A 19463-nucleotide genomic window follows, 5' to 3' on the forward strand; every position below is an offset into this window, starting at 1 on the left:
CTCCGCCCCTCGCCCCGGACGGGCCTTCAGTTCTGGCTGGTCGGGTTCCGGGTCAGGTCCGCCGCGGGCAGCGACGGCAGCTTGCCGATCACGGCGGTCTCCCGGCGCAGCAGCTTCAGCTCGTCGGCCAGCCGGGTCGCGGTGTCCGGCGCCTGGAGGAGCCGCTGCTTGGCCGGGGTGTCCAGCACGGTGGCCGCCGCGACCAGGTAGGAGACGACCGACGGGTCGTCCGGCAGGTCCTGCTCCTGACCCGCGGCCAGGGTGCGCTCGCGGGCGCTGGCCAGCCGCTTCTGGTACGCGCGGAAGGCACGCAGTACCCCGGAGGCAAGCGCGCCCGCCTCGTCGCCCTCCTCCTCGGGCAACTCCTCGATCTCGCCCATGAGATACGGCCCTGAGGAGTCGACCGACAGCAGCCGGAACCGGGTGGTGCCGGTCGCCAGCACCTCGTAGCCGGTGGTGCTGGTGCGCGGGTCGGCGCCCGGCGCCGCCTCCTCGGGCGCGTCCGCGGTTTCCGGGGCGCCCAGCCCCGCGACCCGCTCGCGGATGGTGGAGGCGTCGGCGACACAGCCGACCGTGTAGAACGACTTGATCGGGTCGGGGCCGAAGCCGGCCGTCGGGTCGGTGCCCTGCGGGGGCGCCGAGTCGGGCATACCGGTGGCCGCGGGTGCGACCTCGCGGCCGTCCCGGATGGCGACCACACCGAAGCGGCGCGGCGCGTCCTCGGGCAGCGCGAGCAGATCACGCATCAGCGCGCGGTACCGCGGCTCGAAGATGTTCAGCGGCAGCACCAGGCCCGGGAACAGCACCGAGTTGAGCGGGAAGAGCGGAAGCGCGGTTGTCACAACGGGTAAGCCTAAAGCCTCCGGCGCCCGCTGCGGGGCCCGGTGCGCCTTACGAAGCGCCTTCCGCGCCCTTCCCGGCGCTGCCGCCGCGCCCCCGCGCCGCGACCGGCGCGCCCACCAGCGCCGCGGCCGGTGGGCACACCCCTGCCTACTGCCGCCGCAGCAGCCGGGTGGCGCCCGCTGCCACTGTCGTCGCCAGCACCCAGCCCGCCAGGATCATCCCCGCGGCGATCCACTGGTAGCCGCCGCCCGGGTCCCATGCCGTGTCCTGCCCGAAGGTGATGACGGGCAGCAGCAGGTCCAGCGTGTAGAGCGCGGCGTTCCAGTGCGGTGCCTCGTCGCCCTTGAGCGCGGGCGGGCGGTGCGCCTGGAACAGCATCGCCCCGGTCAGCCACAGCAGCGCCATCCACAGCGCGGCCTGCCCCGGCCGGTAGCCGTACGCCACCGTCCAGTCCTGGAGGACGCCCCAGAGCTTGCCGGGCAGCGGCAGGGTCTCACGGCGGCGGCGCTGCTTGGCCAGCAGGACGAGGCGCGCGTTGGTGTCCTCGCCGCTGTTCCGGTACATCGCCGCGAGCTGCTCGTACGGCTCGGGTGCGTACTCCGCGGTGGCGGCGTTGATCCACTGGAGCCGCTCGCGGACGTTGAAGTGGCCCTCTTTGGGGATGGCGTGCTGGTAGGTGAAGCCCGCCATCCACAGCCGGTGGTCGCCCGGCCAGCTGGAGGCGCGGTCCATCAGCTTCTCCACGCTCGCCCCGGACAGCACGACCAGGCCGCGCTCGGGCAGCTGCGGGGTGAAGGTCAGCTCCGGAGTGGTGATGCGCCGCAGCGACAGCTCCTGGTCGCGCTGCATCTCCAGGCGGGCGTTCTCGATCACCAGCGAGGAGCCGAACCGTCCGTCGTCCAGCACTATCCCGCCGGTGCACTGAAAGTGCTTGGTGCGATGGGGGTCCCACCCTGGCCGAGCGAAGCCGAGCCCGTAGCGGGTGCCGGTCGGCGGTGTGGCGCTGTATATCTGCGGGGCGCTGCCGCGGCCGGCGTCGGCGAAGCTCGCCACCTGCTCGACGGTCATCTGCGGCGCGTACAGCGCGAAGCGCCCGCGCGGGTTGCGCAGCACCGAGCCGAACATGTGCAGCGAGCTGCCGACGGAGGCGCCGCGCAGGCTGACCTGCCCGTCGGTGACCAGCAGGCTGGCCTGGAGCTCTTGAGAGACGCTGACGCCGTCCGCCGCGATGGCACGGTTCCGTCGCCCGCTGCCCACGGTGGCCTCGTTGAGCAGCAGGTCGGTGCCTATCGTGGCGTCCGTCAGCTTGATGCCCTCCGGGATGCTGCACCTGGGCAGGTGCAGATCGCCCTCGGTGGTCAGCCGCGCCGCCTCGAGACGGGGCAGGTAGCAGTCGACGAAGCGCGCGGTGTTCACCCGCGCCTCCGGCATCCGCACCTCCTCCTCGAACCGGCACTGCCGCAGCTCGAAGTACGACTCCACGGTGCCGCCCGCCAGGTCCAGGCAGCCGGACACGAACGCGCCGGTCAGATGCAGCGAGGCCACTCGGCCCAGCAGCGGCGGCGGCCCGTGCAGCAGCAGCAGCGCGATCACCCGGGCCCTGACCGTACGATCCGGGCCCCACTCGTGGTCCCCGTTCGGGTCGTCCAGCTCCGGTTCGCCGCTGCGCAGATCCTGCTCGCTGCCGTTGCGGAACGCCTGCCACAGGCCCCACTCGGCAGTCGTCAGCCGCAGCCCCGGAGGCGGCTCGCCGGAGTCCGCTGGCTCGCTCACGCTTGTCCCCCCTTGATCCTCGGTCACTTGTGTCTTGGCGTGCGAACGCGGCGGTCGTCCCGCCCGGTGTTCGAACACGATGGTCGTACCGCTCCCTTTCCCGCTCCGTGACCGGATGAACGCGGGAGGCGACGATCGTCGCGTGTGACCTGTATCAGCCTCTGATACGGACGACCGGGGCACGCTGAGGGTCTGAGAGACTTGAGTACGTGATCTCCCGAATCGATCTGCGTGGTGCTGCCCTCGCCTCCCAGGCGAGTGGCGTGCTCGACCGTGACCTGCTGCCCCGTGCCGAGCTCGACGTCGAGGCCGCCCTGGAGAAGGTGCGGCCCATCTGCGACGACGTACGGCATCGTGGCTCTGCGGCGGTGATCGAGTACACGGAGAAGTTCGACGGGGTGCGCCTGGACCAGTCCCGGGTGCCCGCAGAGGCGCTGAGCAAGGCCCTTCAAGAGCTGGATCCGGCCGTTCGTGCGGCCCTGGAGGAGTCCATCCGGCGCGCCCGGATCGTCCACCGCGACCAGCGGCGCACCGACTCCACGGTGCAGGTGGTGCCCGGCGGCACCGTCACCGAGCGCTGGGTGCCGGTGGAGCGCGTGGGGCTGTACGTACCGGGCGGTCGCGCCGTCTACCCGTCGTCCGTTGTGATGAACGTGGTGCCCGCGCAGGAGGCGGGCGTCCGCTCGCTGGCCGTCGCCTCGCCCGCACAGGCCGAGTTCGACGGCCTGCCGCACCCCACCATCCTCGCCGCCTGCGCGCTGCTGGACGTGGACGAGGTGTACGCGGTGGGCGGTGCGCAGGCCGTGGCGATGTTCGCGTACGGCACCGCGGAATGCGCTCCGGTCCAGCTGGTGACCGGCCCCGGCAACATCTATGTGGCCGCCGCCAAGCGGCTGCTCAAGGGCGTCATCGGCATCGACTCCGAGGCGGGCCCGACCGAGATCGCGATCCTCGCCGACGACACCGCCGACGCCGCCCACGTCGCCGCCGACCTGATCAGTCAGGCCGAGCACGACGTGGTGGCCGCCGCCGTCCTGGTCACCCCCTCCGAGGCGCTGGCCGAGGCCGTCGAGGCCGAGCTGAAGACGCAGGTGCCCGCTACCAAGCACAGCGAACGCATCGCCGAGGCGCTGGCCGGGCGGCAGTCCGGCATCGTGCTCGTGGACTCCCTCGAAGCCGGCCTGGCCGTCGTCAACGCCTACGCCGCCGAGCACCTGGAGATCCAGACCGCCGACGCCGCGGCCTGGGCGGCGCGGGTACGCAACGCGGGCGCGGTCTTCGTCGGCCCGTATGCGCCCGTCTCGCTCGGCGACTACGCCGCGGGCTCCAACCACGTGCTGCCCACCGGCGGTTGTGCCTGCCACTCCTCCGGCCTGTCGGTCCAGTCCTTCCTGCGCGGCATCCACGTCGTGGACTACACCCGGGACGCGCTGGCCGAGATCACCCACCATGTCGTCGCCCTGGCGGAGGCGGAGGATCTGCCCGCACACGGCCAAGCGCTGAAGGCACGTTTTGCCGGAGGCGAACAAGACAAGCACAGCGCATGGAAGGTCCCCGAGGTCTCGTGACCGGCATTGACGATCTCCCCATCCGGGACGAGCTGCGCGGCAAGTCTCCCTACGGCGCGCCCCAGCTGGATGTGCCGGTACGGCTGAACACCAACGAGAACCCCTACCAGCTCCCCGAGGAGCTGGTGAGGCGGATCGCCGAGCGGGTCACCGAGGCCGCACGCGAGCTCAACCGCTACCCGGACCGGGACGCGGTCGAGCTGCGCACCCAGCTCGCCCGCTATCTGTCCCGTACGGCGGGTCACACCGTCGACCACCGGCAGGTGTGGGCGGCCAACGGCTCCAACGAGATCATCCAGCAGCTCCTCCAGGCGTTCGGTGGCCCTGGCCGTGCCGCGCTGGGCTTCGAGCCGTCGTACTCGATGCACGCGCTGATCTCCCGCGGCACCGGCACCGGCTGGCTGTCGGGGCCGCGCAACGACGACTTCACCATCGACACCGAAGCCGCGGTTGCCGCCATCGCCGAGCACAAGCCGGACATCGTCTTCATCTGCTCGCCCAACAACCCCACCGGCACGGCCGTGTCCGAGGAGACGGTGCTGGCGCTGTACGACGCCGCGCAGGCGGCGCGGCCCGATCGCGGGGCGCTCGTGGTGGTGGACGAGGCGTACGGCGAGTTCTCGCACCACCCCTCGCTGCTGCCGCTGATCGAGGGCCGTCCGACGCTGGTGCTCTCGCGCACCATGTCCAAGGCGTTCGGCGCCGCCGGGCTGCGGCTCGGCTATCTGGCCGCGGCGCCCGCGGTGGTGGACGCGGTCCAGCTGGTGCGGCTGCCGTACCACCTGTCGGCCGTCACCCAGGCCACGGCGCTGGCCGCGCTGGAGCACACCGACACCCTGCTCGGCTACGTCGAGCAGCTGAAGTCCGAACGCGACCGGCTGGTGACCGAACTGCGGGCCATCGGCTGCGAGGTCACCGCCTCGGACGCCAACTTCGTACAGTTCGGCCGCTTCGACGGCGCGGCCGGATCACACGCCGTGTGGGAAGCGCTGCTGGCCCACGGCGTACTGGTCCGGGACAACGGGGTCCCCGGCTGGCTGCGGGTGACGGCGGGCACGCCGGAGGAGAACGACGCATTCCTCGACGCGGTGCGAGCCGTGACGAAGGAGCTGAAGGAGAAGAGCGACTGATGACGCGCAAGGGCCGGGTGGAGCGCACCACCAAGGAGACCTCTGTCGTGGTCGAGATCGACCTCGACGGCAAGGGCGATGTGGACGTCTCCACGGGCGTGGGCTTCTACGACCACATGCTCGACCAGCTCGGCCGGCACGGCCTGTTCGACCTCACGGTCAAGACCGAGGGCGATCTGCACATCGACAGCCACCACACCATCGAGGACACCTCGCTGGCGCTGGGCGCCGCCTTCAAGCAGGCCCTCGGTGACAAGCGCGGCATCGTGCGGTTCGCCAATGCCTCGGTGCCGCTGGACGAGTCGCTCGCCCAGGTGACCGTCGATCTGTCGGGCCGCCCCTATCTGGTGCACACCGAGCCCGAGGGCATGGCCCCGATGATCGGCAGCTACGACACCACGATGACCCGGCACATCCTGGAGTCCTTCGTCGCCCAGGCCCAGATCGCCCTGCACGTCCACGTGCCGTACGGGCGCAACGCGCACCACATCGTGGAGTGCCAGTTCAAGGCGCTGGCCCGCGCCCTGCGCTACGCCAGTGAGATCGACCCGCGGCAGACGGGGATTCCGTCCACGAAGGGCGCGCTATGACAGGGCTGTCCGCCCTACTCATCTTCGTCGGGTTGTTTCTGGCGGGCGGGGCGATCTCGTTCTGGAAGCAGCAGCTGCCCAAGGGCGTGATCGTGCTGCTCGCCCTGGCGTCCGCCATGTGCCTGGTGGCGGGGATTCTGCGAGTGGACTGGTGATCATGACGACGAACGGCAGGAAGAGCGTCGTGGTCTTCGACTACGGCTTCGGCAATGTGCGCTCCGCCGAGCGTGCCCTGGAGCGAGCCGGCGCCGATGTCGAGATCACCCGCGACTACGACAAGGCGATGTCCGCCGGCGGCCTTCTGGTGCCCGGCGTGGGTGCGTTCGCCTCCTGTATGGAGGGGCTGGTCGAGGCGCGCGGCCACTGGGTCATCGGACGGCGGCTGGCGGGTGGCCGGCCTGTGATGGGGATCTGCGTGGGTATGCAGATCCTCTTCTCCCGGGGCATCGAGCACGGCCAGGAGGCCGACGGCATGGACGAGTGGCCCGGCACCGTCGGCCCGCTCAAGAACGACGCCGCGCACCCGGTCCCGCACATGGGCTGGAACACCGTCGAGGCGCCCGCAGGCTCGCAACTGTTCGCCGGGCTGTCCGCGGACGAGCGCTACTACTTCGTACACTCCTACGCCGTGCACGACTGGGAGCTGGAGATCACCAACCCGGCCCTCAAGCCGCCGGTGGTGAGCTGGACGACGCACGCCGACCGGTTCGTGTCCGCCGTGGAGAACGGGCCGCTGTGGGCCACCCAGTTCCACCCCGAGAAGTCCGGTGACGCCGGAGCCCAGCTGCTGAGAAACTGGATCGAAACCCTGTGAGCCGAGAGAGCGAGAGCGCCGTGAGCAACCGGCTTGAACTGCTGCCCGCCGTGGACGTCCGCGACGGGCAGGCCGTCCGCCTCGTACACGGCGAGTCCGGCTCCGAGACCTCCTACGGCGACCCGCTGGAGGCGGCACTCGCCTGGCAGCGCGCCGGCGCCGAGTGGCTGCACCTGGTCGACCTGGACGCCGCGTTCGGCACCGGTGACAACCGGAAGCAGATCGCCGAGGTCGCCCGCGCCATGGACATCAAGGTGGAGCTGTCCGGCGGTATCCGCGACGACGCCTCCCTGGCGGCGGCGCTGGCCACCGGCTGCCGCCGCGTCAACCTCGGTACGGCCGCGCTGGAGGCCCCCGAGTGGGTCGCCAAGGTCATCGCGGAGCACGGCGACAAGATCGCCGTCGGCCTCGACGTACGCGGCACCACGCTGCGCGGCCGCGGCTGGACCCGGGACGGCGGCGACCTCTACGAGACGCTGGCCCGGCTGGACTCCGAGGGCTGCGCCCGCTACGTCGTCACCGACATCGCCAAGGACGGCACTCTCCAAGGCCCCAACCTGGAGCTGCTGCGGAACGTGTGCGCGCGTACCGACCGGTCGGTCATCGCCAGCGGTGGTGTCTCCTCCCTCGACGACCTGCGGGCCATCGCGGGGCTGGTGCCCGAAGGAGTCGAGGGCGCGATCGTGGGTAAGGCCCTGTACGCCAAGGCGTTCACCCTTGAAGAGGCGTTGGAGGCGGTTGCCTGATGGGCTCGATACACCGGATCACGTCCGATGCGCCGTGGGAGGAGCCCTTCGGCTACTCCCGCGCCGTGGAGCTGCCCAACGGACTGGTGCTGGTGGCCGGCTGCACCTCGGTCGTGGACGGCGTCATCTCTGCGGGCGCACCGTTCGAGCAGGCCATCAACGCGTTCGGTGTCGCGCTGAAAGCCCTGAAGAGCCTCGGGCTCGGCGCCGACAGCGTGGTGCGGACCCGGATGTTCCTCGCGCACACGCGGGACGTGGAGGAGGTGGGCCGTGCCCACAAGGAGCTGTTCGGCGAGGTCAAGCCCGTCTCGTCCATGATCATCGTGTCCGGGTTCGCCGACCCCAGCCTCGTGGTCGAGGTGGAGGTCGAGGCGTACCGGGACCAGCAAGGAGCACAAGGAACATGACCCTCGCGGTCCGAGTCATCCCCTGCCTGGACGTGGACGGCGGCCGGGTCGTCAAGGGCGTCAACTTCCAGAACCTGCGCGACGCGGGCGACCCGGTCGAGATGGCCAAGGTCTACGACGCCGAGGGCGCCGACGAGCTGACGTTCCTGGACATCACCGCCTCCTCCGGCGACCGCGAGACCACCTACGACGTGGTACGGCGCACCGCCGAGCAGGTCTTCATCCCGCTGACCGTCGGCGGCGGGGTGCGCACCCCCGAGGACGTGGACAAGCTGCTGCGCGCCGGGGCCGACAAGGTGGGCGTCAACACCGCGGCCGTCGCACGCGCGGAGCTGATCCGCGAGATCTCCGAACGCTTCGGCAGCCAGGTGCTGGTGCTCTCCGTCGACGCCCGGCGCCGTGCCGAGGGGGCGGGCTTCGAGGTCACCACGCACGGCGGGCGTCGCGGCACCGGCATCGACGCCGTCGAGTGGGCGCACCGCGCCGCGGAGCTGGGCGCGGGGGAGATCCTCCTCAACTCCATGGACGCGGACGGCACCAAGGACGGCTACGACACGGAAATGATCGCCGCCGTCCGTAAGCACGTCACCATCCCGGTGATCGCCTCCGGCGGCGCCGGACGCCTCGACCACTTCCCGCCCGCCATCGGCGCGGGAGCCGACGCCGTACTGGCCGCCTCCGTCTTCCACTTCGGCGACCTGCGGATCGGCGAGGTGAAGGAGACCCTGCGGGACGCGGGGCACCCGGTGCGCTGAGGGCTCACGCCAGGGCGAAACCCAGCAGGACGGCGCCCTGGACGGTGACCTGACCCGGCGACAGATCCCCCTCGCCCGATGGCGCGTCGACGGCGTGGCCGCGGTATCGGGAGGCGAGGGGGCCCTCCGGGTCCACGTCCTCGACGTGTACCACCGCGCCCAGCGTGACCCCGGCCGCCTCCGCGTACAGCTCGGCCTTGCGGCGGGCGGCGGCCACCGCCTCCGTGCGGGCCCGGGCGCGGAGCCCCGGCTTGTCCCGTACGTCGAAGTCCACCCCGTCCACCCGGTTGGCGCCCGCCTCCACGGCGGCCACCAGCAGCGGCTCCAGTGCGTCCATCTCTGTCAGCGTCACCGAGAAGTCCGCCTGGCAGCGGTAGCCCAGGAACTTGCGGCTCGCGTTGTAGCCCTCCCACTCCGTGCGCAGCCCCAGCCGCGACGAGGAGACCGCCGTGTCCGGCACGCCGTGCTCCCGGAACGTCCGCCGTAGCGCCGCCACCCCCTCCCGCGCCGAGCCGAACGCCTCCCCGGCCGTCTGCTCGGTGCGGTCCACGGCGATCCGCAGCCGCACAAGATCGGGCGTCGCGTTCACACTTGCGGCGCCGTAGACGCTGATGCCCCATGGATTGTCGATCTTCATCTGCATGCGGCTAGTCAAACACGCGTGCGCCGGAGAGGGGGTGCCCCTGTCGGATGCTTGCGGGCTGCGGGTTCTCCCCCAAGCTCTTCGAGCAGGGAGGTACCCCCAGGCTGGTCGCGCAGTTCCCCGCGCCCCTTCGGGGCGCGTCCACCTGCGCTGCGTCAGACGGTGCCGAGTTCGCCGGTCTTGATGCCTGCGACGAAGGTGGCGAAGGTGTTGGCGGGGAGGTTGAGGGCGGGGCCGGTGGGGTTCTTGGAGTCGCGGAGGGGGACGGTGCCGTTCGAGGCGGCGAGGTTGGTGGCGACCTCCACGCAGGCGCCGCCGTTCTCGCTGTAGGAGGAAGTGAGCCAGCGGGGGGTTTCGGTCGTCACAGCGTGTCCCTTCGTAACCGGCTGATCATGGCGATGGATTCCGCCTGGGAGGGGGCTTCGGCCTGTAGCTGATGGTAGGCCGTCAGTATGGGCAGCACGAACCTGTTGTCCCGTTCGAGATGGCCCCGTTGCGCGGATTCGGCGTACGACATCAGCGACCGGTCCGCCATCGTCAGGATGTAGAGCGGCAGCGAGAGTGGACGGCGGGCGCCCATAGTGAAGGGGGCGACTTGGAGCATGGTGTTCGGCTGCTCTGCGAACTCGATGACTCTGTCCAATTAGGCTTTGAGGACGGCGGGTTCCCCCATGGGCCTACGGATGCAGCTTTCGTCCAATACGACAGAGACCAGCGGCGGAGGTGTCCGGACGAGCGCTGCTTGTCGCTGCGCAATGAGGGCGACTCGCTCGTCGGCCTGCTCCGTTGTGATCGCTCCGCGCTTCACGACACTGTCTGCGGTCACCCTTGCGTATTCCGGAGTCTGGAGCAGACCGGGGATGACTCCCACTTCGTAGACCCGGATCTCCGCCGCCCGGCTCTCATAGTCGACGTACTGCGGGAAGCCCTCCAACAGGCTGCCGTGGCGGAGTTCGCGGTACTGGCGCTCGAACGTGTCCGTCGTGTCCGCGATGCCGAAGGCAATGTCCGCGCTGCGCGAGAAGCGCAAGGTCGGCATCTTGCGACCAGTTTCGACGGCTGAAATATGCGTGCTGGAATACCCCGTCTTCTCTCCCAGCTCTTCCTGCTTCCAGCCGCGCGCCTCCCGCATGCTGCGTAAGCGCGCTCCGAAAGCTGCCTGAGGAGAGCTGTCCGGGTCCAACTCTTTGCGGTTCAACGGGCTGTCACCGACCTTCCGTTCCCGTCTGACACGTTGAAGCCCCCGCGCGCGGTGGCGCGGCGGCTGGAGGAGGCGCGCCGCGTACCAGAGGCAGCATCGTGACCACGAAGGACAGCGCAGCCTGCGCGGAGTGTGCGCGGCTGGAGCGGGAGTGGGAAGTGGCGCGCATGGTGGGGGACTGGAGCCGGGTCACCGACTGTGCCGTACTGCTGCGGAGGCACCCGGAGCACAGGAGGAAGCCGGTGGTGCGTACGTGACCCGCGCGACCTTCCGGTTCTGTGAGTTCCGGCTCGTGCCGGATACGGAGCCGGACGCCGAGCCGGTGACCTTCACCATGCAGTGCGCTGTCTGCCAGCAGACCGCCGACCCACATACCAGCCAGTCGGTACCCCAGAACTGGGTCACCCGCCATCTGAAGGACAACCCGGAGCACCTCACCTACCGGGAGATCATCACGCGCCCGTACCGGTTCGAACCGGGGGCGTGGCTGTGACTGATCCCCGAAGGGAGCACCCCTTGGCCGACAACCTGAAGAGGCCCTGTCAGCACGAAGTGCCCCGAGGGGCGAAGCACTGCACGAAGTGCAAGAAGCGGATTTATCTGTAGGGCGGTCAGCCGTTGTCGGCGCTGCCGCGTCGGCGGGCCATCAGTGTCGTGCCCGCCACCACCAGGCCGATGGCGACGATCTTGGCGGCGCCGTGCAGGATGCCCAGGTGGTCCTGTGGTTTCCACGGCCCCAGGAACAGGAACGCCGCAGCGCCGATGCCGAGCAGGGTGAGGACGAGCCCGCCGACGGCGTTCAGCGTGATCTTGCGAGGAACCCGAGCGTTCATGCCCGGGAGGAATCGCGTCCCGAGCTGGCGGCGGGGAGCGCCGCAGCTTGGTTGGCGTGGAGGCGTTGTCAGTGGTCGCTTCTACGCTGCTGGTGTGAAGGTCGTGGTGCAAGTCAAGCTGGTGCCGGATGCCGTGCAGGCGGCGGCGGTCTCGGTGACGCTGGGTGCGGTCAATGATGCGGCGAACTGGGTGTCCGGCGTGGCTTTTGAGCGTGGTGTGCCGCGGGAGTATGAGCTGCGCAGGCACACCTACGCGCAGCTGAAAGAGCGTGGGCTGGGGGCGCAGGCCGCGCAGCATGTGATCAAGAAGGTGCGCGATGCGTACACAGCCCTGCACGCCAATCTCCGCGCCGGGAACCTCGGGCGGAAGGGCTCCCGGCGGCGCGTCAGGGCTGCCTCCAAGCCGGTTGCTTTTCGTCCCGGGGCGGCGCAGCCGTACGACGACCGGTGCCTGAGCTGGCAGTACGACGCGCGGACGGTGAGCATCTGGACCACGAGCGGCCGGTTGAAGGGCGTACCGTTCGTCTGCTCGCCGGGCGCCCTGAAGGTCCTGCGGGAGTACCGCAAGGGTGAGAGTGACCTCATCGAGCGGGACGGCGTCTTGTATCTGGTTGCCACGTGCGAGGTGCCCGAGGCCGAGCAGTACGAGCCGGACGGCTTCATCGGTGTGGACCTGGGCATCGTCAACATCGCCACCACCTCCACCGGCTACCAGGCCGCCGGACGCAAGCTCAACCGCTACCGCAAGCGACAGCTCGATCTTCGCCAGAAGCTCCAGAAAAAGGGCACCAAGTCCGCCAAACGGCGGCTCAAACAGCGCTCCCGGAAGGAATCCCGCCGGGCGCGGGACATCAACCACTGCGTCTCCAAGACGATCGTGACCGAGGCTGAACGCACCTCGGCCGGAATCTCTCTGGAAGAACTCAAGGGAATCCGGCAGAGAGTACGGCTCCGCAAGCCCTGGGGGTACCTCCCGGCCGGAGGCTGGGGGAGGGTCGCACTCCACTCCTGGGCATTCGCCCAGCTCGGAGACTTCATCGTCTACAAGGCCAAGCGGGCAGGCGTGCCCTTGGTCTTCGTTGATCCCGCGTACACGTCGCAAACGTGCGCCGAGTGCGGCCACGTCGACAAGCGCAACCGTGTCGACCAGGGGCTTTTCATCTGCCGGGGGTGCGGGGTCGTTGCCCACGCCGACCGGAATGCTTCCCGCAACATCGCCACCCGTGGCGAGACCGTGCGGAATGCGGGGCGTGAGTCACGCGCCCCTGCCACCCCATAGGGGTGTCTGGACGGAGGAGCCAACCCAGCAGCCAGTTGGGCGCTACCTCCAAGCCCGGTCCTTCAGGGCCGGGTCAAGTTGACAATCAGCGCTTTGTCGCCAGAACCAGGCGGCAGCGCGGGGAGCCGTCGTCGCGGTGGCCCAGTTCGGTGAGCGGGTGCAGGGCGACGTCGAAGCCTGCTTCGAGGAGATCGCGGTGGACTTCTGCCAGCGGCCAGGTGCGGTAGTACATGACGAAGCGCGGTCGCCAGACGGCGTTGCGTACGCGCATCGCGGCGTCGAACCCGAGCAGCGCCCAGTACGCCGCCGTACCCGGGCGCGGCGGGGCCGCCATCGGGAACGCGAACGTGCCGCCCTCCCGGAGGACTTCGCGTACCTGCCCGAACAGATGCGGGCGTTCGGCGGGCAGGAAGTGCCCGAACGCACCGAAGCTGACCACCAGATCGAAGGCGGCGCGGCGGAACGGCAGCGCATGCGCGTCGCCCCGCACCCAGTGCGGGGAAGGCTGGGCCGCGGTTGCGTTCTTGTACCTGGCCTCCGCCAGCATGCCCGCGCTGAAGTCGACGCCGGCCACCCGGCCCGTGCACACCTCGCGGAGCACGCGGGTGCCTGCGCCGGTGCCGCAGCACAGGTCGAGGCCGTCGGTGAACGGGCCGATCGTCTTCAGGGCACGGGTGGTGGCGTCCAGGACGCTGTCCGGGGTCCGGTACTGCGTGTGGTCGAACTTCGGCGCCAGCAGGTCGTAGCCACGCTGTACGGAGGAGAGCGCCTGGCGCGCCAGTTCGGGGAGGGTGGGCCGCTGGGTGGTCATCGCGCCCACTGTATGTGCACCCCACAGGGAAGGGGAGATCAGCTCTTGGCGGCGGCGCGCACGTACTCCCGGTTCATCGCGGCGATGGACGGCATGGGGATGCCCTTGGGGCAGGCCGTGGCGCACTCGCCGGTGAGTGTGCAGCCGCCGAAGCCCTCGGCGTCCACCTGCTCCACCATTCCGAGCACCCGGCTCTCCCTCTCGGGGGCGCCCTGCGGCAGCACGTTGAGGTGGTTCACCTTGGCGGAGGTGAACAGCATGGCCGAGCCGTTCGGGCATGCGGCCACGCAGGCGCCGCAGCCGATGCACTCGGCGTGTGTGAAGGCGGCGTCCGCCACGGGCTTCGGCACGGCGGTGGAGTGCGCCTCCGGCGCGGCGCCGGTCGGCACCGTGATGTAGCCGCCGGCGCCGATCACCCGGTCGAAGGCTGACCGGTCGACGACGAGGTCCCGTACGACGGGGAAGGCCGCGGCCCGCCAGGGCTCGATGTCGATGGTGTCGCCGTCGGTGAAGTGCCGCATGTGCAGCTGGCAGGTGGTGGTGCGTTCGGGCCCGTGGGCCTGGCCGTTGATGACCATGCCGCAGGCGCCGCAGATGCCTTCCCGGCAGTCGTGGTCGAAGGCGACGGGCTCCTCGCCGTGCTCGATCAGCGTCTCGTTGAGGGTGTCGAGCATCTCCAGGAACGACATGTCGGGGGAGATGTCCGCCACCTCGTAGGTGCGCATCTCGCCGTCCGCCGAGGCGTCCGGCTGCCGCCAGATCCGAAGGGTCAGGTTCACGTGTAGCTCCGCTGGGTGGGGTGGACGTACTCGAAGTGGAGGGTCTCCTTGTGCAGCACGGGGGCCTCGCCGACGCCGGTGAACTCCCAGGCGGCGGCGTAGCAGAACTCCTCGTCCTTGCGCGCTGCCTCGCCGTCCGCCGTACGGGACTCCTCGCGGAAGTGGCCGCCGCACGACTCGGTGCGGTGCAGTGCGTCCAGGCACATCAGCTCGGCCAGCTCCAGATGGTCGGCGACCCGGTTGGCCTTCTCCAGCGACTGGTTGAGCGCCTCGCCGGAACCGGGCACCCTGATCCGCCGCCAGAACTCGGCACGCAGCTCGGGGATCCGCTCCAGCGCCTTGCGCAGCCCCTCCTCCGTACGGGACATCCCGCACTCGTCCCACATCAGCTCGCCGAGCTCGCGGTGGAAGGAGTCGGGGGAGCGGTCGCCGTTGTTGGACAGCAGGGCGTAGAGGCGGTCGGTGACGGCGAACACCGCCTCGTGGACGGCGGGGTGTTCGGGATCGACGTCTTCGTGTGGGTGACGGGCCAGATAGTCGCCCAGTGTCGCCGGGAGCACGAAGTAGCCGTCGGCCAGGCCCTGCATCAGCGCGGAGGCACCGAGCCGGTTGGCGCCGTGGTCGGAGAAGTTGGCCTCCCCGACGGCGAAGAGGCCGGGGACGGTGGTCATCAGGTCGTAGTCGACCCACAGCCCGCCCATCGTGTAGTGGATGGCGGGATAGATGCGCATCGGACGGGTGTACGGGTCCTCGGCGGTGATCCGCGCGTACATCTCGAAGAGGTTGCCGTACTTCTCCTCGACGGCCGCTCGGCCCAGCCGGGCGATGGCGTCCGCGAAGTCGAGGTAGACCCCCTGACCGCCGGGGCCCACACCGCGCCCCTCGTCGCAGACGTTCTTCGCGGCGCGGGAGGCGATGTCGCGGGGGACGAGGTTGCCGAACGAGGGGTAGAGCCGCTCCAGGTAGTAGTCGCGCTCCTCCTCGGGGATGTCCTGCGGCGCGCGGTCGTCGCCGGCTGCCTTGGGCACCCAGATCCGGCCGTCGTTGCGCAGCGACTCGCTCATCAGCGTCAGCTTGGACTGGTGGTCGCCGGAGCGCGGGATGCAGGTCGGGTGGATCTGGGTGAAGCAGGGGTTGGCGAAGTACGCGCCCCTGCGGTGCGCACGCCAGACGGCGGTCGCGTTGGAGTTCTTGGCGTTGGTGGAGAGGTAGAAGACGTTGCCGTACCCGCCGGTCGCCAGCACCACCGCGTCGGCGAAGTAGGTGTCGATACGGCCGGTCAGCAGATCGCGGGCGACGATGCCGCGGGCCCGCCCGTCGATGACGATCAGATCCAGCATCTCCGTACGGGGGTGCATCTCCACGTTCCCGACGGCGATCTGCCGCGAGAGTGCCTGGTAGGCGCCGAGCAGCAGCTGCTGCCCGGTCTGGCCGCGGGCGTAGAAGGTACGCGAGACCTGGACCCCGCCGAAGGAACGGGTGTCCAGCAGCCCGCCGTACTCCCGGGCGAACGGCACGCCCTGGGCCACGCACTGATCGATGATCTCTGTGGAGATCTCCGCCAGCCGGTGCACGTTGGACTCGCGGGAGCGGAAGTCACCGCCCTTGACGGTGTCGTAGAAGAGCCGGTGGGTCGAGTCGCCGTCGTTGCGGTAGTTCTTCGCGGCGTTGATTCCGCCCTGCGCCGCGACGGAGTGGGCGCGGCGCGGAGAGTCCTGGTAGCAGAACTGGACGACGTGGTAGCCCGCCTCCGCCAGGGTCGCCCCCGCCGAGCCGCCCGCAAGACCGGTGCCGACGACGATGACGGTGTGCTTGCGGCGGTTGGCCGGATTGACCAGCTTCGCCGTGAAGCGGCGCCGGTTCCAGCGCTCGGCTATCGGCCCGTCGGGCGCCTTGGTGTCGGCGATCTCCTCGCCGGTCAGGTAGCTCTGATAGGGGGTGGTCATCTCAGCTCACGACTCCTGTCATGACGCCAATCGGTACGGAGAGGAAGCCGGCCGTGATGACCAGCGCGAGCACATTGGCGCCGGCCTTGAGCAGACGTGCGGCGCTGGGGCGGGTCACACCGAGGGTCTGCGCGGCGCTCCAGAAGCCGTGCCGGATGTGCAGCCCGACCGCGAGCATGGCGACGATGTAGATGACGTTCGCGTACCAGTTCTGGAAGCCGGCGACGATGTTCTCGTACGGGTGGCCCTCCTGGCCGCGCGGATTCACCGTTCCGGTCGTCAGATCGAGCACATGCCAGACGATGAACAGCGCCAGGATGATCCCGCCCCAGCGCATGGTGCGGGTCGCATAACTGGCCCCGCCCCGCTTGTGGCGGTACTTGACGGGGCGGGCCGCGATGTCGCGCCTGCTGAGCTGGTAGGCACTGACGCCGTGCAGCACCACGGCCGCGAGCAGCACCACGCGGGCGATCCACAGGAACCAGCCGTGGCGCAGCAGCGGCTCCCCGAAGGTGCGCAGCCAGTGCGCGTAGCCGTTCATCTCCTCGGGGCCGAAGAAGACCTTCAGGTTGGCGAACATGTGGACGAGCAGATAGGCCAGCATGAGCAGCCCGCTGACCGCCATGACCGTCTTCTTGCCGATCGTGGAGCCCCACAGGGTGCGCAGGAAGCCGCCCCGCCGCCGACCGGCCGGTGGGCGGGGGCCGGGACCGGGGCCCTGGGAGGTGGGAGTGCGGGTAACCGTCGCCATGGCCATGAAGGTAGGGACCGGGCCCGGCATCAGTCCAAGACATAGCACGGCTGCGCACGATAGAGACTGTCTATCGCCGATCCGTATGCTTGCCGTATGCAGCTACAGCAGCTCCGCTACTTCGTCGCCGTCGCCGAGGCACGTCACTTCACCCGGGCCGCCCAGCGCGAGCACGTGGCACAGCCCTCTCTCTCCCAGCAGATCCGGTCCCTGGAGCGGGAGTTGGGCGCGGAGCTCTTCCACCGGGCACGCGGCCATATCTCGCTCACCGACGCGGGCGAGGCCCTGCTGCCGCTGGCCCGGCGGGTGCTTGCCGACACCGAGACGGCACGCCGCGAGGTGCAGGAGGTGGCGCAGCTGCGGCGCGGCCGGGTGCGGCTGGGGGCGCCGCCGAGCCTGTGCGCCAGCCTGGTCCCGGACGTGCTGCGCGCCTTCCACGACCGGTACCCCGGCGTGGAGCTGGTCGTCCACGAGGACGGCTCCCAGGATCTGGTGCGGGTGCTGGCGGCGGGCGAGCTGGACCTGGCGCTGATCATCACCCCGCTGGCCGGCCAGGGGCCGGTGCTCACCACGGCGGAGCTGCTCAGTGAGGAGCTGGTTGTCGTCTCGTCCCCCGACGGGCCTGCGCCGGTGCGCCGCTCCCGGATCCGCGTCGAGGACCTGCGCGACCGCCCGCTGGCGATGTTCCGGCGCGGCTACGACCTGCGGGAGCTGACCGTCGCCGCGTGCCGGGACGCGGGCTTCGAACCCGTCTTCGGTGTGGAGGGCGGCGAGATGGACGCCGTCCTCGGGTTCGTCCGCGCGGGCCTCGGGCTGGCCGTCGTCCCCAGCATGGTCGCCGCCCGCTCCGGCCTGCGGATCACCCGCTTCGCCGCGCCGGGATTGCACCGGACCATCGCCGTCGCCCACCGCGCCGATGTCTCCCCCACCCGCGCAGCGCGGGAGCTTCAGCAGATCCTCTCGGAGCGGCTGGTCGGCGGTTCCTGAGTGCCCCGCATGGGGGCTGCGCTTGCCCACCCTGCGCCCTGGGGGTACCCCCTGCTCGAAGAGCTTGGGGGAGCAGACTGCCCAAGCTTCGCAGCACGGGGAGACGCGCCCCGTAAGGGGCGCGGGGAACTGCGCGAGCGGCCACGACGGACCCGCAGTCCGCAACCGTCGGACAGGGGCACCCCCTCGCCGGAGCAGCGGCCAACCTAGCGGAGTGTCGCCGCGTCAGCGATCCGCTGGCTCATCGGCGACGGGTCCGCGCCAAGCCGTACGGGGGTGAACGACCAGACGAGGCGGCGCTGTTGGTCGCGGGTGGCGAACATGCCGGAGGCGTACCCGTACTGCTCACCCGTCTTGCCCCACAGGGTGACCCCGTTCACGGTGGCCGTCTGCAGCCCGGTGCTGTAGCGCGCGGGGCTGCCGTCGAGCATCCGCACATGCTTGGGCGGCAGCGTGAACATCCTCCGCAGCTGCCGCTGTGGCAGCAGCGTGCCGGAGAACAGCGCGGACAGGAAGCGGTGCAGGTCACCGGTGCTGGAGACGATCTCGCCATCCGCGTGCGAGACGGACATGTCGAACTCGGTGACGTCCGTGAGCGAGCCGTCGCTCAGCTCCAGACAGCCGTGCATATGCGGCCCGCGGATGTGCCGCGGGTTGCCTTCGGCCGAGGGGAACGAGGTGTGCCCCAGCCGCAGCGGACGCAGGATGCGGTCCCGGATCTCGATGCCGTACGGCCGGCCCGTCACCTGCTCGATGACCAGCGCCGCCAGTACGTAGTTGATGCCGCGGTACTCCTGCTTGGTGCCCGGGCGGAACTTCGGCTCGCCGCCGGTGACCGTCGCCACGATCTGCTGCGGAGTCCACCGGTCGAACCGGTGACGCAGTACGTCCTGCGGGGTGCTCATGTCCGGCAGCCCGACGTGGTCGGGCAGCCCGCTGGTGTGGTTGAGGAGCTGCGCCACGGTGATCGAGCCGAAGCGCTCCGGGAGGAGGGCGGGGAGGTAGTGCCGTACGGGGGCCTCCAGGCTCAGCCGTCCCTCGTCGGCGAGTTGGAGCACGGCCGTCGCCACGAACGCCTTGGTGACGCTGCCCGCGCGTACCTTGTCGTTCAGCCCGACGGGCCGTCCGGTGGCCGGGTCCGACACCCCCGAGGTGCCGTACCACCGTCCGGCCGAGCCGCTGACCCGCAGTTGGACGCCGGAGGCGCGGGGGTGGTCCAGATCGTCGATGGCCGCCCGCAGCGCGCGGGCGTCGGGCGGAGGCAGCGTGGGGCGCCCGGCCCTGCCTTCGCTGTCGGCGACCGCGACCGGCACCGGTGTGCCGAGGGTGGCGACCGCCGCGCCGGAGAGCACCCCCGCCAGCAGGGTCCGGCGGGAGGGGGCGTGGGGGGTGGACTGACGGCTGGGGGAGAGCGGCATGGGAGTCATGACTTCACCTTCGCGGCTGAGCGCCCCGGCTCCATCCGGGAACACCCTGAGGCGCCCCTGTACCCATCGCCGGACACCCTGCGGGTGGACTCAGGGGCGGCGCGCCCCGTCAGGGGCGCGGGGAACTGCTCACCTGGGGGCACCTCCCGGCCGGAGGCCGGGGGACTCCGTCCGAGAGGT

General features: G+C 70.4%; 22 protein-coding genes and 1 pseudogene. 12 read left to right on the forward strand and 11 right to left on the reverse strand.

The annotated features are described in order from the left end of the window. Positions 1-26: 26 nt before the first annotated feature. Positions 27-842 carry an LON peptidase substrate-binding domain-containing protein gene (locus ACTWQF_RS14755; RefSeq protein WP_443249981.1) on the reverse strand — a complete coding sequence of 272 codons (816 nt, stop codon included), beginning with the start codon at positions 840-842 and terminating at the stop codon, positions 27-29. A 148-nt stretch (positions 843-990) separates the two neighbouring features. Beyond that, entirely contained in the window at positions 991-2616 is a 1626-nt protein-coding gene (locus tag ACTWQF_RS14760; RefSeq protein ID WP_443279807.1) for an oxidoreductase, read from the reverse strand. Positions 2617-2825: 209 nt separating this feature from the next. Between ACTWQF_RS14760 and hisD the strand changes: the two genes are divergently transcribed. From hisD to hisF, 8 genes are read left to right on the forward strand one after another with little or no spacing between them, the layout of a single operon-like run. Next, positions 2826-4184 carry a histidinol dehydrogenase gene (gene hisD / locus ACTWQF_RS14765; RefSeq protein ID WP_443279808.1) on the forward strand — a complete coding sequence of 453 codons (1359 nt, stop codon included), beginning with the start codon at positions 2826-2828 and terminating at the stop codon, positions 4182-4184. Then, complete coding sequence (locus ACTWQF_RS14770) at positions 4160-5314, forward strand: histidinol-phosphate transaminase (protein ID WP_443279809.1); 1155 nt, start codon at positions 4160-4162, stop codon at positions 5312-5314. Before hisD ends, ACTWQF_RS14770 begins: the two co-directional genes overlap by 25 nt. Continuing rightward, positions 5314-5904 carry an imidazoleglycerol-phosphate dehydratase HisB gene (hisB, locus tag ACTWQF_RS14775; RefSeq protein ID WP_443279810.1) on the forward strand — a complete coding sequence of 197 codons (591 nt, stop codon included), beginning with the start codon at positions 5314-5316 and terminating at the stop codon, positions 5902-5904. Before ACTWQF_RS14770 ends, hisB begins: the two co-directional genes overlap by 1 nt. Then, positions 5901-6059, forward strand: coding sequence for a hypothetical protein (locus ACTWQF_RS14780; protein WP_443279811.1), 159 nt, complete (start codon positions 5901-5903; stop codon positions 6057-6059). Before hisB ends, ACTWQF_RS14780 begins: the two co-directional genes overlap by 4 nt. 2 nt (positions 6060-6061) lie before the next feature. Beyond that, complete coding sequence (gene hisH / locus ACTWQF_RS14785) at positions 6062-6718, forward strand: imidazole glycerol phosphate synthase subunit HisH (RefSeq protein ID WP_443279812.1); 657 nt, start codon at positions 6062-6064, stop codon at positions 6716-6718. A gap of 20 nt (positions 6719-6738) precedes the next feature. Further along, the gene (gene priA, locus ACTWQF_RS14790) at positions 6739-7464 is read left to right on the forward strand and encodes a bifunctional 1-(5-phosphoribosyl)-5-((5-phosphoribosylamino)methylideneamino)imidazole-4-carboxamide isomerase/phosphoribosylanthranilate isomerase PriA (protein ID WP_443279813.1); all 726 of its coding nucleotides are present in this window, start codon (positions 6739-6741) and stop codon (positions 7462-7464) included. After that, complete coding sequence (locus tag ACTWQF_RS14795; protein WP_443279814.1) at positions 7464-7871, forward strand: RidA family protein; 408 nt, start codon at positions 7464-7466, stop codon at positions 7869-7871. The genes priA and ACTWQF_RS14795 overlap by 1 nt, the downstream gene beginning before the upstream one ends. Further along, positions 7868-8626 (forward strand): imidazole glycerol phosphate synthase subunit HisF, encoded by a 759-nt coding sequence (gene hisF / locus ACTWQF_RS14800; protein WP_443279815.1) that lies wholly within the window; start codon positions 7868-7870, stop codon positions 8624-8626. The genes ACTWQF_RS14795 and hisF overlap by 4 nt, the downstream gene beginning before the upstream one ends. Before the next feature lie 4 nt (positions 8627-8630). On the opposite strand, the gene ACTWQF_RS14805 is transcribed toward hisF, so the two are convergent. The 3 genes and pseudogenes from ACTWQF_RS14805 to ACTWQF_RS14815 form a co-directional block, all read right to left on the reverse strand. After that, entirely contained in the window at positions 8631-9269 is a 639-nt protein-coding gene (locus ACTWQF_RS14805) for an SIMPL domain-containing protein (protein ID WP_443279816.1), read from the reverse strand. A gap of 155 nt (positions 9270-9424) precedes the next feature. Further along, complete coding sequence (locus ACTWQF_RS14810; protein WP_443279817.1) at positions 9425-9634, reverse strand: DUF397 domain-containing protein; 210 nt, start codon at positions 9632-9634, stop codon at positions 9425-9427. Continuing rightward, a pseudogene (locus ACTWQF_RS14815) lies at positions 9631-10467 on the reverse strand (helix-turn-helix domain-containing protein). The gene ACTWQF_RS14810 and the pseudogene ACTWQF_RS14815 overlap by 4 nt, the downstream one beginning before the upstream one ends. Before the next feature lie 101 nt (positions 10468-10568). Between ACTWQF_RS14815 and ACTWQF_RS14820 the strand changes: the two are divergent. Both ACTWQF_RS14820 and ACTWQF_RS14825 read left to right on the forward strand, forming a co-directional pair. Next, positions 10569-10727 (forward strand): hypothetical protein, encoded by a 159-nt coding sequence (locus tag ACTWQF_RS14820; RefSeq protein WP_443279818.1) that lies wholly within the window; start codon positions 10569-10571, stop codon positions 10725-10727. Next, a complete protein-coding gene (locus ACTWQF_RS14825; RefSeq protein ID WP_443279819.1) occupies positions 10724-10963 on the forward strand; it encodes a DUF7848 domain-containing protein in 240 nt (79 codons plus the stop codon). Before ACTWQF_RS14820 ends, ACTWQF_RS14825 begins: the two co-directional genes overlap by 4 nt. Positions 10964-11081: 118 nt before the next feature. Here the strand turns inward: ACTWQF_RS14825 and ACTWQF_RS14830 are convergent, their stop codons facing one another. Continuing rightward, entirely contained in the window at positions 11082-11303 is a 222-nt protein-coding gene (locus ACTWQF_RS14830) for a hypothetical protein (protein ID WP_443279820.1), read from the reverse strand. Positions 11304-11397: 94 nt separating this feature from the next. Here ACTWQF_RS14830 and ACTWQF_RS14835 point away from each other — a divergent pair, with 94 nt between their 5' ends. Beyond that, a complete protein-coding gene (locus ACTWQF_RS14835; RefSeq protein WP_443279821.1) occupies positions 11398-12582 on the forward strand; it encodes an RNA-guided endonuclease InsQ/TnpB family protein in 1185 nt (394 codons plus the stop codon). 85 nt (positions 12583-12667) lie between these two features. On the opposite strand, the gene ACTWQF_RS14840 is transcribed toward ACTWQF_RS14835, so the two are convergent. From ACTWQF_RS14840 to ACTWQF_RS14855, 4 genes are read right to left on the reverse strand one after another with little or no spacing between them, the layout of a single operon-like run. Beyond that, positions 12668-13393, reverse strand: coding sequence for a class I SAM-dependent methyltransferase (locus ACTWQF_RS14840; RefSeq protein ID WP_443279822.1), 726 nt, complete (start codon positions 13391-13393; stop codon positions 12668-12670). A gap of 38 nt (positions 13394-13431) precedes the next feature. Beyond that, positions 13432-14172 (reverse strand): succinate dehydrogenase/fumarate reductase iron-sulfur subunit, encoded by a 741-nt coding sequence (locus ACTWQF_RS14845; protein WP_443279823.1) that lies wholly within the window; start codon positions 14170-14172, stop codon positions 13432-13434. Beyond that, entirely contained in the window at positions 14169-16118 is a 1950-nt protein-coding gene (locus ACTWQF_RS14850; protein ID WP_443279824.1) for a fumarate reductase/succinate dehydrogenase flavoprotein subunit, read from the reverse strand. Before ACTWQF_RS14850 ends, ACTWQF_RS14845 begins: the two co-directional genes overlap by 4 nt. A gap of 1 nt (position 16119) precedes the next feature. After that, positions 16120-16869, reverse strand: a complete 750-nt coding sequence (locus ACTWQF_RS14855) for a succinate dehydrogenase cytochrome b subunit (RefSeq protein ID WP_443279825.1) — start codon at positions 16867-16869, stop codon at positions 16120-16122. A 96-nt stretch (positions 16870-16965) separates the two neighbouring features. Between ACTWQF_RS14855 and ACTWQF_RS14860 the strand changes: the two genes are divergently transcribed. Further along, positions 16966-17856, forward strand: coding sequence for a LysR family transcriptional regulator (locus ACTWQF_RS14860; RefSeq protein WP_443279826.1), 891 nt, complete (start codon positions 16966-16968; stop codon positions 17854-17856). A 206-nt stretch (positions 17857-18062) separates the two neighbouring features. Here the strand turns inward: ACTWQF_RS14860 and ACTWQF_RS14865 are convergent, their stop codons facing one another. Then, positions 18063-19283: a serine hydrolase domain-containing protein gene (locus ACTWQF_RS14865; protein ID WP_443279827.1), complete on the reverse strand. Its 1221-nt coding sequence runs from the start codon at positions 19281-19283 to the stop codon at positions 18063-18065. Positions 19284-19463 lie beyond the last annotated feature (180 nt).

Source organism: Streptomyces sp. 8N114 (genome assembly GCF_052245835.1).
Taxonomy (GTDB): domain Bacteria; phylum Actinomycetota; class Actinomycetes; order Streptomycetales; family Streptomycetaceae; genus Streptomyces.

Coding starts and splice junctions, on each gene's coding strand:
- ACTWQF_RS14830 (WP_443279820.1), bottom strand. CDS start 11,303: ATGAACGCTCGGGTTCCTCGCAAGATCACGCTGAACGCCGTCGGCGGG.
- ACTWQF_RS14840 (WP_443279822.1), bottom strand. CDS start 13,393: ATGACCACCCAGCGGCCCACCCTCCCCGAACTGGCGCGCCAGGCGCTC.
- ACTWQF_RS14855 (WP_443279825.1), bottom strand. CDS start 16,869: ATGGCGACGGTTACCCGCACTCCCACCTCCCAGGGCCCCGGTCCCGGC.
- hisH (WP_443279812.1), top strand. CDS start 6,062: ATGACGACGAACGGCAGGAAGAGCGTCGTGGTCTTCGACTACGGCTTC.
- hisF (WP_443279815.1), top strand. CDS start 7,868: ATGACCCTCGCGGTCCGAGTCATCCCCTGCCTGGACGTGGACGGCGGC.
- hisB (WP_443279810.1), top strand. CDS start 5,314: ATGACGCGCAAGGGCCGGGTGGAGCGCACCACCAAGGAGACCTCTGTC.
- ACTWQF_RS14850 (WP_443279824.1), bottom strand. CDS start 16,118: ATGACCACCCCCTATCAGAGCTACCTGACCGGCGAGGAGATCGCCGAC.
- ACTWQF_RS14860 (WP_443279826.1), top strand. CDS start 16,966: ATGCAGCTACAGCAGCTCCGCTACTTCGTCGCCGTCGCCGAGGCACGT.
- ACTWQF_RS14795 (WP_443279814.1), top strand. CDS start 7,464: ATGGGCTCGATACACCGGATCACGTCCGATGCGCCGTGGGAGGAGCCC.
- ACTWQF_RS14770 (WP_443279809.1), top strand. CDS start 4,160: ATGGAAGGTCCCCGAGGTCTCGTGACCGGCATTGACGATCTCCCCATC.
- ACTWQF_RS14865 (WP_443279827.1), bottom strand. CDS start 19,283: ATGACTCCCATGCCGCTCTCCCCCAGCCGTCAGTCCACCCCCCACGCC.
- ACTWQF_RS14805 (WP_443279816.1), bottom strand. CDS start 9,269: ATGCAGATGAAGATCGACAATCCATGGGGCATCAGCGTCTACGGCGCC.
- ACTWQF_RS14780 (WP_443279811.1), top strand. CDS start 5,901: ATGACAGGGCTGTCCGCCCTACTCATCTTCGTCGGGTTGTTTCTGGCG.